This is a genomic window from Streptomyces sp. NPDC038280, assembly GCF_055600045.1.
In genome coordinates this window covers 107,957-122,639 of sequence record NZ_JBVJYZ010000009.1, presented here as the reverse complement: position 1 = coordinate 122,639, position 14,683 = coordinate 107,957, and the positions used below count along the sequence as shown (strand labels likewise).

Annotated in this window: 17 protein-coding genes; 8 read left to right on the top strand and 9 right to left on the bottom strand. The window is 72.6% G+C overall.

What is annotated here, in order from left to right:
* The first annotated feature begins 123 nt into the window (after window positions 1–123).
* Window positions 124–2,256 (top strand): peptidoglycan binding domain-containing protein, encoded by a 2,133-nt coding sequence (locus tag ACZ7J0_RS19900; RefSeq protein ID WP_470889028.1) that lies wholly within the window; start codon window positions 124–126, stop codon window positions 2,254–2,256.
* Window positions 2,257–2,409: 153 nt separating this feature from the next.
* Here the strand turns inward: ACZ7J0_RS19900 and ACZ7J0_RS19895 are convergent, their stop codons facing one another.
* The 3 genes from ACZ7J0_RS19895 to ACZ7J0_RS19885 form a co-directional block, all read right to left on the bottom strand.
* Window positions 2,410–2,859, bottom strand: a complete 450-nt coding sequence (locus ACZ7J0_RS19895; RefSeq protein WP_470889026.1) for a hypothetical protein — start codon at window positions 2,857–2,859, stop codon at window positions 2,410–2,412.
* A complete protein-coding gene (locus ACZ7J0_RS19890; RefSeq protein WP_470889024.1) occupies window positions 2,856–3,173 on the bottom strand; it encodes a type II toxin -antitoxin system TacA 1-like antitoxin in 318 nt (105 codons plus the stop codon). Before ACZ7J0_RS19890 ends, ACZ7J0_RS19895 begins: the two co-directional genes overlap by 4 nt.
* A gap of 91 nt (window positions 3,174–3,264) precedes the next feature.
* Window positions 3,265–3,903: a TetR/AcrR family transcriptional regulator gene (locus tag ACZ7J0_RS19885; RefSeq protein WP_470889022.1), complete on the bottom strand. Its 639-nt coding sequence runs from the start codon at window positions 3,901–3,903 to the stop codon at window positions 3,265–3,267.
* Window positions 3,904–3,940: 37 nt separating this feature from the next.
* On the opposite strand from ACZ7J0_RS19885, the gene ACZ7J0_RS19880 reads away from it, so the two are divergent.
* Complete coding sequence (locus ACZ7J0_RS19880; RefSeq protein ID WP_470889020.1) at window positions 3,941–4,267, top strand: rhodanese-like domain-containing protein; 327 nt, start codon at window positions 3,941–3,943, stop codon at window positions 4,265–4,267.
* Window positions 4,268–4,295: 28 nt separating this feature from the next.
* Here the strand turns inward: ACZ7J0_RS19880 and ACZ7J0_RS19875 are convergent, their stop codons facing one another.
* On the bottom strand, window positions 4,296–5,171 hold the full coding sequence (locus ACZ7J0_RS19875) for a transglutaminase family protein (protein ID WP_470889018.1): 876 nt from the start codon (window positions 5,169–5,171) through the stop codon (window positions 4,296–4,298).
* A complete protein-coding gene (locus ACZ7J0_RS19870) occupies window positions 5,168–6,160 on the bottom strand; it encodes a GNAT family N-acetyltransferase (RefSeq protein ID WP_470889016.1) in 993 nt (330 codons plus the stop codon). The genes ACZ7J0_RS19875 and ACZ7J0_RS19870 overlap by 4 nt, the downstream gene beginning before the upstream one ends.
* Before the next feature lie 114 nt (window positions 6,161–6,274).
* On the opposite strand from ACZ7J0_RS19870, the gene fdxA reads away from it, so the two are divergent.
* On the top strand, window positions 6,275–6,595 hold the full coding sequence (gene fdxA, locus ACZ7J0_RS19865; protein WP_019889199.1) for a ferredoxin: 321 nt from the start codon (window positions 6,275–6,277) through the stop codon (window positions 6,593–6,595).
* 81 nt (window positions 6,596–6,676) lie between these two features.
* On the top strand, window positions 6,677–7,771 hold the full coding sequence (locus tag ACZ7J0_RS19860) for a bifunctional succinyldiaminopimelate transaminase/glutamate-prephenate aminotransferase (protein ID WP_470889014.1): 1,095 nt from the start codon (window positions 6,677–6,679) through the stop codon (window positions 7,769–7,771).
* 97 nt (window positions 7,772–7,868) lie between these two features.
* Here the strand turns inward: ACZ7J0_RS19860 and ACZ7J0_RS19855 are convergent, their stop codons facing one another.
* Window positions 7,869–8,306: an ATP-binding protein gene (locus tag ACZ7J0_RS19855; protein WP_470889012.1), complete on the bottom strand. Its 438-nt coding sequence runs from the start codon at window positions 8,304–8,306 to the stop codon at window positions 7,869–7,871.
* Window positions 8,307–8,614: 308 nt separating this feature from the next.
* Window positions 8,615–9,562: a VldE C-terminal domain-containing protein gene (locus ACZ7J0_RS19850; protein ID WP_470889278.1), complete on the bottom strand. Its 948-nt coding sequence runs from the start codon at window positions 9,560–9,562 to the stop codon at window positions 8,615–8,617.
* Between the two features lie 31 nt (window positions 9,563–9,593).
* Here ACZ7J0_RS19850 and dapE point away from each other — a divergent pair, with 31 nt between their 5' ends.
* A complete protein-coding gene (gene dapE / locus ACZ7J0_RS19845) occupies window positions 9,594–10,694 on the top strand; it encodes a succinyl-diaminopimelate desuccinylase (RefSeq protein ID WP_470889010.1) in 1,101 nt (366 codons plus the stop codon).
* A gap of 75 nt (window positions 10,695–10,769) precedes the next feature.
* The gene (locus ACZ7J0_RS19840; RefSeq protein ID WP_470889008.1) at window positions 10,770–11,519 is read left to right on the top strand and encodes an LOG family protein; all 750 of its coding nucleotides are present in this window, start codon (window positions 10,770–10,772) and stop codon (window positions 11,517–11,519) included.
* Window positions 11,520–11,583: 64 nt separating this feature from the next.
* Here ACZ7J0_RS19840 and folP read toward each other — a convergent pair whose 3' ends face one another.
* Window positions 11,584–12,444, bottom strand: coding sequence for a dihydropteroate synthase (gene folP, locus ACZ7J0_RS19835; protein WP_470889006.1), 861 nt, complete (start codon window positions 12,442–12,444; stop codon window positions 11,584–11,586).
* 104 nt (window positions 12,445–12,548) lie between these two features.
* Between folP and ACZ7J0_RS19830 the strand changes: the two genes are divergently transcribed.
* Together ACZ7J0_RS19830 and ACZ7J0_RS19825 are read left to right on the top strand one after the other, a co-directional pair.
* A complete protein-coding gene (locus tag ACZ7J0_RS19830) occupies window positions 12,549–12,899 on the top strand; it encodes a DivIVA domain-containing protein (RefSeq protein WP_470889005.1) in 351 nt (116 codons plus the stop codon).
* Complete coding sequence (locus tag ACZ7J0_RS19825) at window positions 12,896–13,555, top strand: DNA-3-methyladenine glycosylase I (protein ID WP_470889003.1); 660 nt, start codon at window positions 12,896–12,898, stop codon at window positions 13,553–13,555. The genes ACZ7J0_RS19830 and ACZ7J0_RS19825 overlap by 4 nt, the downstream gene beginning before the upstream one ends.
* A 106-nt stretch (window positions 13,556–13,661) precedes the next feature.
* Here ACZ7J0_RS19825 and chcB read toward each other — a convergent pair whose 3' ends face one another.
* On the bottom strand, window positions 13,662–14,462 hold the full coding sequence (gene chcB, locus ACZ7J0_RS19820) for a 2-cyclohexenylcarbonyl CoA isomerase (protein ID WP_470889001.1): 801 nt from the start codon (window positions 14,460–14,462) through the stop codon (window positions 13,662–13,664).
* Window positions 14,463–14,683 lie beyond the last annotated feature (221 nt).

Below are 14,683 nucleotides of genomic sequence, written 5' to 3'. Positions count from 1 at the left end.
CCTTTCCCATAGTCGTCAGATACGTGTCGGCGGCGGCCAGTATGGTGGTGCGCGCCGCCGAGCCGCCCGGGTCCAACGAGCACCAGCAAGAGCGGGCGGCGGAGCCAACCGGGAGAACCTGCTTTGAGTCGTGAAACTGACAGTTCGTCCTCCGGCGCCAAGGGGCGCGGTGGAGCCGCGTACCCCTCGGGTACACCGCCGTACGGATCCCGCCAGTATCCGTCGCTGCACCCCGCGGACGCTCCGGACGATGCCGCCGGAGAGGCCGGGCGCGCGCCCGTGCCCGCGCCGGACGAGCCGAAGACCGAGACGACGCTGACCACCCGCATCCGGATCAACATCCCGGGTTCGCGGCCGATCCCGCCGGTTGTCGTGCGCACCCCGATGGGTGACACGGACGGTGCGGGGGCCAAGCGGGAGAGTGACAGCGACAGTTCGGGCATTTCGCCGTGGCCGGACGGCTCCGAGGGCGCGCGGGCCGAGGCCGGCGAGGAGCCGGCGGCGGAGCCGGCCGAGGAGAAGACCAGCGACTGGTTCGCGCCACGGAAGCCCGCCACTCCGGCGGGCGGTACGAACACGGGCGCGGCGGTTGCCGGTGGCCCGGGTGCGGGTGGTCCGGGACCGGGCAGGCCGGCGCTCGGCAGCGGCGCTCCGGCGGGCCCCGGAGGCGGTCCCCGCGGGCCCGTGCAGGGTGGCCCCGCGCAAGGCGGCGGCCCGTTCCCTCCGCGCGCCCCCCAGGGCTCCGGCCAGACCCCCGCCAACGGCTTCGCCCCCGGCGCGACGCCTCCGCCGGGTCCGCGTCCGCCAGGCGGCGGCCCTTCGGGCCCGACCGTGGGCGCCACCGGCAGCAGCACCATGGGCTCCGGTGTTCCTATGGGTACGCCACCCATGGGTGGCCCCTCCGTGGGCCCCGGACCCATGGGCGTGGGCCCCATGAGCGGCCCCCCGCACGCATCGGACGACACCGCCGTGCTGACGCCGCAGAGCGCCGGCCCTGGTGGTGGCCCGGTTGGCGGCCCCGGTGGCGGTCATGTCTCGGGTGACACGCTGACGAGCGGCATTCCCGTGGTGCCGCCGGAGTACCGGTCCTCGTCGCCGTTCCCGCCCGCGGGCCCCGACCTCGCGCCCCGGCTTCCCGACGGCCCGGGTGGCCCCGTTGGCATGGGTGGTCCCGGCGGCCCGGGTGGTCCGGGCGCTCCTGGTGGCCCGGGTGACGGATTCTCCTCGCCCGACTTCCTCGGATCGGCGGGCCCCGCCCGTACGGCGCCCGCCCCGACCGCGAAGAGGCCGACCCCGCAGGCTCCGGTGAAGAAGCGTTCCAAGGCCGTCCTCGCCATCGTCGGCGTGGCCGGGCTCCTCGGTGTCGCGTACGGCGCCGGGCTGCTGCTCAACCACTCCGACGTGCCGAAGGGCACCACGGTGCTCGGTGTGGACATCGGCGGCGGCACGAAGGAAGAGGCGGTCATCAAGCTCGACGCCGCCCTCGGCGAGCGCGCCACCACCCCGCTGGAGCTCTCCGTCGGCGGCAAGAAGCAGCAGCTCCCGCCGGAGAAGGCCGGTCTCGCCCTGGACAGCCAGGCGACCGTCCGCTCCGCCGCGGGCAGCGACTACAACCCCATGTCCGTGATCGGCTCCCTCTTCGGCGGCGAGCGCGTCGCCCAGCCGGTGATCCCGGTGGACGAGGAGAAGCTGCGGGTCATCCTCACCGACCTGGCCGGGGCCTCCGGCTCGGCCACGGAGGGAACGATCCGGTTCGAGCCCGGCAAGGCCGTCGCCGTCCCGGGCAAGCCGGGCAAGGCGCTGGACGTCCAGCTCTCCCTGATCTCGGTGAAGAACGCGTACCGCACCCAGGTCGAGACGGGCGAGTCGGCCACCGTCGAGCTGCCCGTCACCACCCGCGAGCCGAGCATCAACCAGGCCGAACTGGACCGGGCGATGAAGGAGTTCGCGAAGCCGGCGATGTCCGGGCTGATCACGATCAAGGCGGGCAACAAGGAGATCAAGTTCGGCCCGGCCAAGTCGCTGCCGAAGATCCTCTCGATGAAGCCGATCGACGGCCGCCTGGTCGAGGTGTACGACAAGAAGGCGATCGACGAGCTCCTCGACGGCGTCTTCGACGGCATCATGATCACCAAGGGCGACGGCAAGAAGCACCAGGTCTCGGCGGACGACGTCGCGGCGGCCATGCGCGACGCCCTCCTCGGCAAGACCGCGGCGGAACGCACGAAGGTCATCGCGCTGGACCCGAAGGGCTGAGACACCGGGCCGACGCCCGGGTCGACGGGGGCGGCAGCCCCGGGGAGCGCCCCCGGGACTGCCGCCCCCGGCCGTTGGTGCCTTTGGCCCGCGGGGAACGTGACCCGACGGCCGTTGGTGCCTCCGGCCCGCGGGGAACGCGACCCGAGGAGTTCAGACGCGCAGAGGGATGACCGACTGCGCGCCCGGCAGTTGGTCCAGGTACGCCTGCATGCTCTCGGGGTCCGCCGTCGCGATCAGGGCCGCGCCGACCTCCAGCGCGGTGAGCGCCGCCAGCCCCTCGAGGGGCCCGGGGAGCCTGTCACCCGGCAGGGCGACGCGCGCCACGAGCTCCCCGGCGCGGCGCCAGTCGGTGGGTGTGTAGCAGCACACCACCGCGCACTCCCGCAGCGCCCGGGTCAGATGCGCGCGGACCGCTCCGTCCCGCCACGCCTGGGCGACGGCCGGGCCGGGCACGACGGGCAGCCCCTCCCGGGCGAACTCCTGGTGCAGGACCCAGGCCGCACCGGGCCGCTCGCCGGACAGGGCGAGCAGCATGCCCACGTCGTAGACGACATCGCCGAGGGTGCCGGGATCGGGGCAGGTGGGGCAGCCGAGGTTCACGTGTTCGCTCCACCGTGCCGCCGCGCCGCCGAGCGGGCGCGGGCCGTCGCGACGTCCGCGTGGATGCGGGCGGCCTCCTTCGGGTCCACGGAGGGATCCGGCGGCCAGGGCAGGGCGTCCACCTCCGCCTCCGCCTCTTCGATCGCCGCGTCGAGGTCCGAGAAGGTGGCCGCGAGCCGTGCGAGCCGCGTGGCTTCCTTGCGGGCGGCCATGACGAGGAAGGCGGAGACGTCGAGCCCGTTGTCGGCGGCGACCTGCCGGATCAGCTCCGCATCGTCAGGATCAAGGCTGAGGGAGACGCGCGTCTTGGCCATACCGCGAGCGTAACGCCGCGTGTTGTGCGGTGCCCTGAAGCGGGCAGGCGCCCGGTGTGTCCGGAGGCGCCCGGTGCGTCCTTGGGGCCCGTCACCCCTGCCCGGTCCGGCCCAGGGCTCCCGACGCCGCCCGCCGCACCTCCGCCCGGATGCGCTGTTCGCCCAGTTCCGGGAGCAGCGCCGTGATGTGTTCCGCCGCCAGGCCCGCCAGGAGCGTGTGGGCCGTCGCGTCGGCGTCCTCCGTGCCCGCCTCCCTCAGCAGGTTCGCCGTATGGCGGTGCCAGAAGCGGTACGCCCCGATGCGGTAGCGGGCCCCGGGCGCGGCCGTCTCCGACATGCGGACGAGGTCGAGGTGTTCCAGGAGGTAGTCGACGTAGGCGTCGAGAAACGGGGCGAGCCGCTCGGCGGCCGGGGCGCCCGGGCCGAGCGGCGCCGGCCCCTGCAGTACGGCTTCCTGGAGGACGCGTTCGCGGGCGTCGAGGAGGGCGACCGCGAGCCCCGACTTGTCGCCGAAGCGGCGGAACAGGGTGCCCTTGCCGACCCCGGCGGCCGCGGCGACCTGGTCCATGGAGACCCCTTCGACGCCGTGCTCGGCGAAGAGCCGGGCGGCTGCCTCCAGGACGGCGGCGCGGTTGCGGGCCGCGTCCGAGCGCTCCTTGGGCGGGGGCGTGCGCAGCAGTTCCAGAGGGATTGCGGAATCGGACTGTGGTCCGTTACTGTCATGAGACACAAGCGGACTATAGTCCAATTCCCTTGGAGGATGTGTCATGACCGCTCTCATCACCCGCGACGAACTCAAGGCAGCGATCGACGCGGGCACGGTGACCGTCGTCGACGCCCTGGGCGGGGCGTACTACGCGAAGCAGCATCTGCCCGGCGCCGTCGAGCTGGTCGCGGCGGACGTCGCCGACCGGGCGGCCGCCCTGCTGCCCGACCGGGCCGCCGCCATCGTGACGTACTGCTCCAACCCGTCCTGCCCCAACAGCGGCCAGGTCGCCGACCGTCTCACCGCCCTCGGGTACGCGAACGTCCGCAAGTACCGCGAGGGCATCGAGGACTGGACGGAAGCCGGCCTCCCGACCGAATCCGTCTGACCGGCGCCCCTCCACCGTCCGGCGGCGGTCAGTTCAGCATCGCCCGCGCCGCCTGGGCCCTTCGTCGGATCGACTCCGCCGCCGCCGGGTCCACCGCGTCCACGATCCGCGCGTAGGCCTCCATCTCCGCCGCTCCCGCCAGGAACTCGCCCCGCTGCACCAGCAACTGGGCGCGCTCGTAGCGCAGCCGCGCCGGGTGGGAGGGGAGGAGCAGGGAGAGCTCGACCGCCCACAGCCCCACGGCCGACTCCTCCGGCCGGGAGGCCGCCCAGGCGCGGATGTTGTTGAGGACGCGCAGCACGATGTCCAGCGGATCGGCCGGAAGGAGCATCGACGGTTCGAGGGCCGCGCCCGTCGCGCCCGCGACCAGGAGCTCCGCGTCCGGGCCCGTCAGCAGTCGGCCGCCCGCGAAGGGGTCCGCCAGGACCTGCTCGGGGACCGGGGCGTGCGGGTCGCCGAAACCCACCACGAAGTGGCCCGGCAGGGCGACGCCGTACACCGGCGCGCCCGCGCGCCGGGCCACCTCGATCCACACCACGGACAGCAGGATCGGCAGCCCCCGGCGCCGCCGCAGCACCTGGTGGAGCAGCGAGGACTCAAGACGTTCGTAGTCGCCGGGGGTGCCGTGGAAGCCCTCGCGGGCACCCAGGAGTTCGCCGAGGGCGGCCGCCCACGCGTGTGCGCCGTTCACGCCGTACGGAAGCAGCCCGGCCAGCCGGTCCAGCTCGATGTCCGCCGCGTCGAGGCCCGCCTGGTCCAGGGAGGGGTCCGCCTGCGTGCCCAGCAGCAGGCACAGCCGTGCGAGGTCGGGCCGCTCGGAGCGGGCCTCCTCGGCGAACTCCCACCGCCAGTCCACCGGCTCGTGCCCGGGCTCGTACTCCGGCCCCTGTCCCGCGCCGGTCACGACCGGAAGTGGTGGTAGCTGTGATGGGTCTCGAAGCCCATCCCGTCGTACAGCGCCCGCGCGCCGCCGTTGTCCGCCTCCACCTGCAGCCAGGCCGCCGACGCGCCCTCGTCGAGGGCCCGCCGGGCCAGCGCCGCCATCACCGCGGTGGCCAGGCCCTGACGCCGGTACGCCGGGTCGACCTCGACCGCCAGGAAGCCGGCCCAGCGACCGTCGACGACACAGCGCCCGATCGCGGCCGGCACGTCACCCTCGCCGGGCACGGAGGCGAACCACACGCTGGGGCCGCTGGTGAGTACCTTCACCACATGGGGCCCCGCCACGTCGAACCGCTGGTAGCGCCGCAGCCAGGCCTCGTCGCACGATCTCGCCAGGCGCACCGAGGCGGTCTCCGCCTCCAGGTCGCCCAGAGGTGCCAGCGCCGCGATCCGCAGCTCGGCCGTCACCTCGCGGCGCCACCCCCGCTCCTCCAGCGCGGCGGACAGCCGCTCCTGGGTGCCCTCCGCGCCGGTCGCGGTCTGGATGTACGCGGGCAGCCCCCGCTCCCCGTACCAGCCGGCCACCCGTGCCAGCGCGTCGTCGAGCGGCAGCCCGGGATCGCCCAGCGGAAGGACCGAGTTGGCGCGCCGGGTGAACCCGCCGGCCGCGCGCAGGGTCCACTCGCCCAGCTGCTCGCTCTCCACCGGTTGCCAGGCCCGCGCGGAGACCCGAGCGAGCTCCTGGAACGAGGCCGCGGGACTCCTGCGCCGCGCCGGCGCGGACGGCACCACCTTGCCCGCCACCAGCGAGGATTCCGGGATGTGGACGCTCTCCCCGGTCCGCCGTGTGATCACCAGCACACCCTTGTCCCAGGATGTGAGAACACCAACCGTGTCGGTGAACTTCGCCCCCGGCGCACCCGCCTCGCCCGCCCGCCGTACGGAGACCCGTTTTCCCACGTCAGCGGCGGTGATGCGGACTTCGAGTCGCCCTCCCGCGGTGAATTCCACAGCTCTCTGCGCCCCTCCTGTTCGGATCGTCCCCCGGAACGGAGATACTAGGGGCGGGCATCGACGACGCCGCGCTCCCGCGCAGAGCCAGCCCTACCGAGGAGGAACGACAGCGTGACCTACGTCATCGCGCAGCCTTGTGTCGACGTCAAGGACAAGGCGTGCATCGAGGAGTGCCCCGTCGACTGCATCTACGAGGGCTCCCGGTCCTTGTACATCCACCCGGACGAATGCGTCGACTGTGGGGCCTGTGAGCCGGTCTGCCCGGTCGAGGCGATCTTCTACGAGGACGACACTCCGGAGGAGTGGAAGGACTACTACAAGGCGAACGTCGAGTTCTTCGACGACCTCGGTTCGCCCGGTGGTGCCTCCAAGCTCGGTCTGATCGAGCGTGACCACCCCTTCATCGCCGCCCTGCCGCCGCAGAACGGCTGATCGCACATCTGACGGTCCCGTACGGCTTCCCCGCCGTACGGGACCGTGGCGTTTCGTACGTACGAGAAAGTGAGCACCCCCGTGAGCGCAGTCTCTTCGCGCCTTCCCGTCTTCCCCTGGGACAAGCTCGAGCCGTACAAGGCGACGGCGGCGGCCCACCCGGACGGCATCGTGGACCTGTCCGTGGGCACGCCCGTCGACCCGGTCCCGGCACTGATCCAGGACGCCCTGGTCGCGGCGGCCGACTCGCCGGGATATCCCACGGTGTGGGGGACGGTGGCGCTGCGCGACGCGCTCACGGGCTGGTGCGAGCGGCGGCTCGGCGCGGTCGGGTTCACCCACCGCAACGTCCTGCCCGTGGTCGGCTCCAAGGAGCTGGTGGCCTGGCTGCCGACGCAGCTGGGGCTCGGCGCCGGGGACAAGGTCGCGTACCCGCGCCTGGCCTACCCGACCTACGAGGTCGGCGCGCGACTGTGCGGCGCGGAGCCCGTGGTCTACGACGATCCCACGGAGCTCGACCCGACGGGTCTGAAGCTGCTCTGGCTCAACTCGCCCTCGAATCCCACGGGGCGGGTGCTGTCCAAGGACGAGCTGACCCGGACCGTCGCCTGGGCTCGTGAGCACGGTGTGCTGCTCTTCAGCGACGAGTGCTACCTGGAACTGGGCTGGGAGGCGGAGCCCGTCTCCGTCCTGCACCCGGACGTCTGCGGCGGCTCGTACGAGGGCATCGTGGCCGTCCACTCGCTCTCCAAGCGCTCCAACCTGGCGGGCTACCGTGCCGCGTTCATCGCGGGCGACCCGGCCGTCCTGGCCGAGCTGCTGCTGATCCGCAAGCACGGCGGCATGATGACGGCGGCGCCCGTGCAGGCGGCGACGGTCGTGGCGCTCGGCGACGACACGCACGTGGCGGAGCAGCGGGAGCGGTACGCGGCCCGGCGGTCGGCGCTGCGGACGGCCCTGGAGGCCCACGGCTTCCGGATCGAGCACAGCGAGGCGAGCCTCTACCTGTGGGCGACGCGCGACGAGCCGTGCTGGGAGACGGTGGCCCATCTGGCCGAGCGGGGCATCCTCGTGGCGCCCGGCGACTTCTACGGCTCGGCCGGCGAGCGCTTCGTGCGAGTGGCCTTCACGGCCACCGACGAGCGGGTCGAGGCGGCTGTGAAGCGCCTGGGATGACGGGCCGGACATGACGGGCCGGACATGACGAAGGGCCCGGGGAGTGCGCACTCCCCGGGCCCTTCGTCATGTCGGGACGACTGGAAACGCCTGGTGCCTAGCCGAGGGGCAGGCTCTTCAGCGGCAGCTGCTCGGTGGCGCCGCCGCCCAGGCCGCCGACGGGGCCGGTGCCCTCGGCCGCCGTGCCGGCGGTCTCCCCGACGACCTCGCCCGCGTTGCCCGCGGTGTCCCCGGCGGCCTTCTGCGCGGCGGGGGTCGCCGTCTTGGTGGTCTTGCCGACCGTCTTGCCCGCCGTGGGAACGGCCTTCTTGACGGTCTTGCTGCCGGTGTCACCGGCGGAGTCGGTGGCGCTCTGGGTGGCGTGGTCGGCGGTGTCGCCGAGGCCGGCGGTGTCGACGGCGGACAGGCCACCGAGGTTGGAGGCCTGCGGGAGGTCCATGGCGCTCGCGGAGCCGGCCGCACCGACCACGGGAGCTGCTCCCGCCGCGATGAGCAGCGCGGCACGGGCGATCCGACGGGTCAGGGGGAGGGACATGATGCTCCTTCGACGGAGAGGACATTGGCGTCCGGCGTTCGGACGCAGTGACAACCGCTCGGGGGGAGGGAGAGGTTGCGGCGGCACAAGGTAAAGAATTGGTAATGCATCGCATTATCTGCTACGGATAAAAGCGGACGAACGAGTCATCACCAAAAGGGTCGCCGAATCGTCCCTCCCCATATGCCCCAAGGGAATTGCGGATACATGACAGAGCCACTCCGGAGTCCGTGAAGAGGTGCGCGAAAACCTGGCGACCCCGAGAGGGTGAATGCCTCGGCCGAGTGAATTGCCGTACGCGTGAACGGCTATTGTGCGAGACGAATTCGGACGTCGGCGGAGCCCTCCGCGGGCGGCTCCGACATCGTCAGCCAGCCGTCCGCCGCGTCCCGCGCGCGCCACACGCGCCCCGCGTACATGACCTCGTCGATCCGCAGGACGTCCGCCCGCGCGACGGCCCACTGCGCCAGCTCCCAGCCGCGCCGCGCCTCGCCCCCGCCGCCCGCCCCGGCAGGAGCCCGTACGGGCACGGAGACCTCGGCGGCCGCCGGAGCGCCCGCCCGGCCCGCGCCGCCCGGCAGCACGTCCTTGCCGAACGCCCGGACCAGCTCCGCCCGCACCTGCCCGGGATCGCCCGGGCTGCCGTCCCCCCGGCCCGTCGTACACGTCAGCGACGCGGCCGAACGGCCGGTGAGCGCGGCGGCCAGCAGCGTGGCGTCCGGCTCGTGCTTCGCGTACGCCTGTGGGAAACCGCTGCGCTGGACCCGCTGGGCCGCCACCGTCAACGGAAGCCGCGAATAGCCCGGGACCTCGGCGAGCCGCTCGTAGAAGATGCCCGCCGAGTACACGGGATCGAGAATCTGCTGCGGGGTTCCCCAGCCCTGTGAGGGGCGCTGCTGGAAGAGGCCGAGGGAATCGCGGTCGCCGTGGCGGATATTGCGCAGCGCCGACTCCTGGAGCGCGGTCGCCAGCGCGATCGTGACCGCACGCTCGGGCATGCCCCGGGCCGTGCCGACCGCCGAGATCGTCGCCGCGTTCGACGCCTGCTCGGGGGTGAACTCGTACGCGTTGTCCCCGCTGCCCACCCGGCACTTCGGTGGACCACCGCCGGACATCACGTAGTGCACCACCACATATCCGACCACCGCGAGCAGCACGAGAAACGCCGCGACGAAGCGGCCTCGGCGGCCGCGGCGGCCCCCGTGACCTCGGGGGGCGGAACCGGGAAGGATGGCGGACTCGGACACGGAGCCCACCGTACTGGAGCCCCGCGTTAGGGTCGGCACCATGTCAGACACCGCTCCCGCCCCCTCTCTCGATCTCTCTCTGGACGGTCCGGCGCTGACCGCCGCGCTCGTCGACATCCCCTCCGTCAGTGGCACCGAGAAGCCCCTCGCCGACGCGATCGAGCGGGCGCTGCGGGCCCTGCCGCACCTCACCGTCGACCGCCTCGGCAACAACGTCGTCGCGCGGACGCGCCTGGGACGGGCCGAGCGAGTCGTCCTGGCCGGACACATCGACACCGTGCCGATCGCCGACAACGTCCCCTCCCGGCTCGACGCCGACGGCATCCTGTGGGGCTGCGGCACGAGCGACATGAAGTCCGGCGTGGCGCTCCAGCTGCGGATCGCCGCGACCGTCCCCGAGCCCAACCGGGACCTCACCTTCGTCTTCTACGACAACGAAGAGGTCGCCGCGGACCTCAACGGTCTGAAGCATGTGGCCGACGCACACCCCGACTGGCTCGAGGGGGACTTCGCCATCCTCCTCGAACCGTCCGACGCCCAGGTCGAGGGCGGCTGCCAGGGAACCCTTCGGGTCTTCCTGCGCACCGAGGGGGAGCGGGCACACTCCGCGCGCAGCTGGATGGGTTCCAACGCCATCCACGCGGCCGCGCCCATCCTGGCCCGCCTCGCGGAGTACAAGCCGAGGCGGCCGGTCATCGACGGGCTCGAGTACCACGAGGGCCTCAACGCCGTACGGATCGAGGGGGGCGTGGCCAACAACGTCATCCCCGACGCGTGCACGGTCGTCGTCAACTACCGCTACGCGCCGGACCGCTCCATGGCCGAGGCCGAGGCGCACATCCGGGAGGTCTTCGCCGACTGCCCGATCTCGGAGTTCGTGGTGGACGACCACAGCAGCGGCGCCCTCCCCGGGCTTTCGCACCCGGCCGCGGCGGCGTTCATGGAGGCGGTCGGCGGGACCGCGCAGCCCAAGTTCGGTTGGACCGACGTGTCGCGGTTCAGCGCGCTGGGCGTGCCGGCGGTCAACTACGGCCCCGCGGACCCGCTCTACGCCCACAAGCGGGACGAGCATGTGGCCATCGACAAGATCCGTCACTGCGAGGAGCGGTTGCGGGACTGGCTCACTGCAGGACTGCGGTAATTTCGCTTTTTGTCACGTCTGTGGACCTACCCTGACCGGACCGGAAGATCAGTGGATCGGTGGAGGGAGCAGGCCATGGTCAACCCCGAGGACGCGGCGAAGCCGGAGGAGCAGCGACTGGGCCCGGTCGTCAGGCGCAGGGACCAGATCCAGGCGGGCACCACGGATCAGCGGCTGCTGGACACCGAGGGCGACTCCGAGTGGGTGCACACGGACCCCTGGCGGGTCATGCGCATCCAGTCGGAGTTCGTCGAGGGCTTCGGTGCCCTGGCCGAACTGCCGAGCGCGATCAGCGTCTTCGGCTCGGCCCGTACCAGGCCGGACACCCCCGAGTACGACGCGGGCGTAAGGATCGGCAAGGCGCTCGTCGACGCGGGCTTCGCGGTGATCACGGGCGGCGGGCCCGGCGCGATGGAGGCGGCGAACAAGGGGGCGCGGGAAGCCCGCGGCGTCTCGGTCGGCCTCGGGATCGAGCTGCCCTTCGAGCAGGGGCTGAACCCACACGTCGACATCGGCGTCAACTTCCGCTACTTCTTCGTCCGCAAGACGATGTTCGTGAAGTACGCGCAGGGCTTCGTGGTCCTGCCGGGGGGCCTGGGCACCCTCGACGAGCTCTTCGAGGCCCTGACCCTGGTCCAGACCCGCAAGGTGACCCGCTTCCCGATCGTGCTCTTCGGGACCTCGTACTGGAGCGGCCTGGTCGACTGGCTGCGCAACACCGTGGTGGCCGAGGGGAAGGCCTCGGAGCACGACCTGCTGCTGTTCCACGTGACGGACGACGTCGAGGAGGCGGTGGCGCTGGTCACGAAGGAGACGGGGAGGTAGGAGGGCGGTGCGCCGGGGCCGGTGTCCTCGCGGGCTCCGACGGCCCCGGCGCGTCATCCACTGCTCAGGCGAGGCCCCTGCGGGCCACCGCGGGGGGCCGGTGGCCCGCGATGGACGCCACCATGTCCAGCACCTGCCGCGTCTCCGCCACCTCGTGCACCCGGTACACCCGCGCCCCCAGCCACGCCGACACCGCCGTCGTCGCCAGGGTCCCGAGGACCCGTTCCTTCACCGGCTTGTCGAGGCTCTCGCCCACGAAGTCCTTGTTGGACAGCGAGACCAGCACCGGCCACCCCGTCCGCGTCATCTCCTCCAGGCGTCGTGTCGCCTCCAGGCTGTGACGGGTGTTCTTGCCGAAGTCGTGGCCCGGATCGATCATGATCCCGTCCCGCCGCACGCCCAGCTCCACCGCCCGCTCGGCCAGCCCGACCGTGACGCGCAGGATGTCCTCCATCACGTCGTCGTACTCGATCCGGTGCGGACGCGTCCGGGGCTCGGCGCCGCCCGCGTGGGTGCAGACCAGGCCCGCGCCATGGCGCGCGGCGACCTCCGCCAGCCTCGGATCGACCCCGCCCCACGCGTCGTTGAGGACGTCCGCGCCGGCCTCGCAGACCGCCTCGCCGACCTCGTGACGCCACGTGTCCACGCTGATCACCACGTCCGGGTGGCGCCGGCGGACCTCCGCGACGAAGCCGACCGTGCGGCGGGCCTCCTCCTCGGCGCTCACCTCCTCGCCGGGGCCGGCCTTCACCCCGCCGATGTCGATGATGGCCGCGCCCTCCGACACGGCCTGCTCCACTCGCGCGAGAGCCGGTTCGTCCCTGAAGGTCGCACCCTGGTCGTAGAAGGAATCAGGGGTCCGGTTCACGATCGCCATGATCACCGGCTCGTGGGGCCCGAATTCACGCCGTCCCAAGCGCAGCATCCCGTGTGTCCTCCTCGCGTTCGGTCGCCTGCGACCTTAACTGTCGGTGGCGCATGGCACGATCGGGACCGGTACGTTTTCCGCTCCCGGGGAGAGGCACGCGCGTGTTCTGGTTCTTGCTGATCGCGATGGTCGTGGTGGTCGCCGCGGTCACCCTCGCGGTGGTCGGCGGCGGTGACAGCGAGGTGCTGCCCGAGGTCGCGCCCGAACAACCGGTGGATCCGCTGCCGACGACCCGTCCGGTCGGTCGCGCCGACATCGAGGCCGTGCGGCTGCCGGTCGCGCCCCGGGGGTACCGGATGGCGGACGTGGACGACGTACTGGGCAGGCTGGGCGCGGAGCTCGCCGAGCGGGACGCGCGGATCGCCGAGCTGGAGGCGGAGCTCGCCGGGGCCCGGGCGAGCGCGGCGCGGCCCGACCTCCTGCGCAAGCCCGGAGAGGAGGAGGGGCGGTGAGCGAGCCCGTAGCCGGTGCGCCGGTCCTCGGGGCGGCCGTGCCGGGGCCCGACGGACGACTCCGCTGCCCCTGGGGGCTGTCCACCGAGGACTATGTGACCTACCACGACGAGGAGTGGGGCCGGCCGGTCCGCGGCGACGACGCCCTCTTCGAGCGGCTCTGCCTGGAGGCCTTCCAGTCCGGGCTGTCCTGGATCACCATCCTGCGCCGCCGTGAGGGCTTCCGGCGGGCCTTCGCCGACTTCAAGATCGCCGCGGTCGCGGAGTTCACCGAAACCGACAGGGAGCGGCTCCTCGCCGACGAGGGCATCATCCGCAACCGCGCCAAGATCGACGCGACCCTCGCCAACGCGAAGGCGCTCGCGACCTGGCAGGCCGGGGAGCTGGACACGCTGATCTGGTCGCACGCCCCCGACCCGGCGATACGCCCGGCCCCGCACACCCTCGCCGACGTCCCCGCGATCACGGACGAGTCGGTGGCCCTGTCGAAGGAGCTGAAGAAGCGCGGCCTGCGCTTCATCGGCCCGACGACGGCCTACGCGCTGATGCAGGCCTGCGGCCTGGTCGACGACCACCTCGACACCTGCGTGGCGCGCGGGGCGGGCAGGGCGGCGGCACGGGCGGACAGCGGCCGGGAGCGGGTGCGGGAGGCCTGAGGCGGCCTCCCCGACCCGTGCCGCGGTCCTCGGGACTGTCTCTTGGATCTTGCCCGGGGCCGATCCCGAAGACGGGCCCCAGCCGCCCAGGTACCTCGGCCGGCCTCTAGCGGCCCAGATACTTCGGCTTCTCCTTCGACAGGAACGCCTGAACCGCGATGGTGTGGTCCTCCGACGCGCCCGCCCTCGTCTGGAGCTCGTCCTCCTTCTCCAGCGCCTCGGCCAGGGAGTGGTCCGCCCCGTATGCCAGGGACTCCTTCAGCGCCGCGTAGGCCACCGTGGGGCCGTCGGCCAGGGCGCGGGCCACCGCGGCCGCCTCCGTGGCCAGGTCCGCCGAGGGGACCAGCTTGTTCACGATGCCCAGGTCGTGGGCCTCCTTCGCCGAGATCGTGCGCGGGAAGAGAAGCAGGTCGGAGGCGCGGCTCGCGCCGATCAGCCGGGGGAGCGTCCAGGAGATGCCGGAGTCGGCGGTGAGCGCGACCCCCGCGAAGGACGTGTTGAACGCGGCCGTGTCCGCCACCACGCGGTAGTCCGCCGCCAGGGCGAAGCCGAAGCCCGCTCCCGCCGCGACGCCGTTCACCCCGGCCACCACGGGCTTCGGCATCCCCGTCAGCGCCCGCACGATCGGGTTGTAGTGGTCGCGCACGGTGTTCATCGTGGCGCGCGAGCCGGTCTCCCGGTCGGCCGCGAGCAGGCCGACATGCTCCTTGAGGTCCTGGCCCACACAGAACGCGCGGCCCGTCGCCGTGAGCAGAACCGCCCGTACGGCCGGATCGGCGGCAGCGGTTTCCACGGCCTCCCGCAGCGCCACCTTCGCCTCGATGTTCATCGCGTTCATGGCCTCGGGCCGGTTGATCGTGATCGTGGCGAGTCCGTCGGTCACGTCGTACAGCACTGTGTCGGCCATTGCGGGGTCCCCTTTGCGGCGTGGACGTCGATGTCCCGCTCAGCATGGCGGAGATCATCGGCCACCGACATGTGACCTGCGTCAAAGAATCGCCGCCCCCGCCTCGACCTGCGGCGGCGAAGTATCGCAGGCCGATCCCCGAAATGAGGGGTTTTGCGCGAGCGCGTTGCGCAAGCGATGCCGTCCGATGTTGGTCATCGGGTCCTGCCATGCGGGATAAT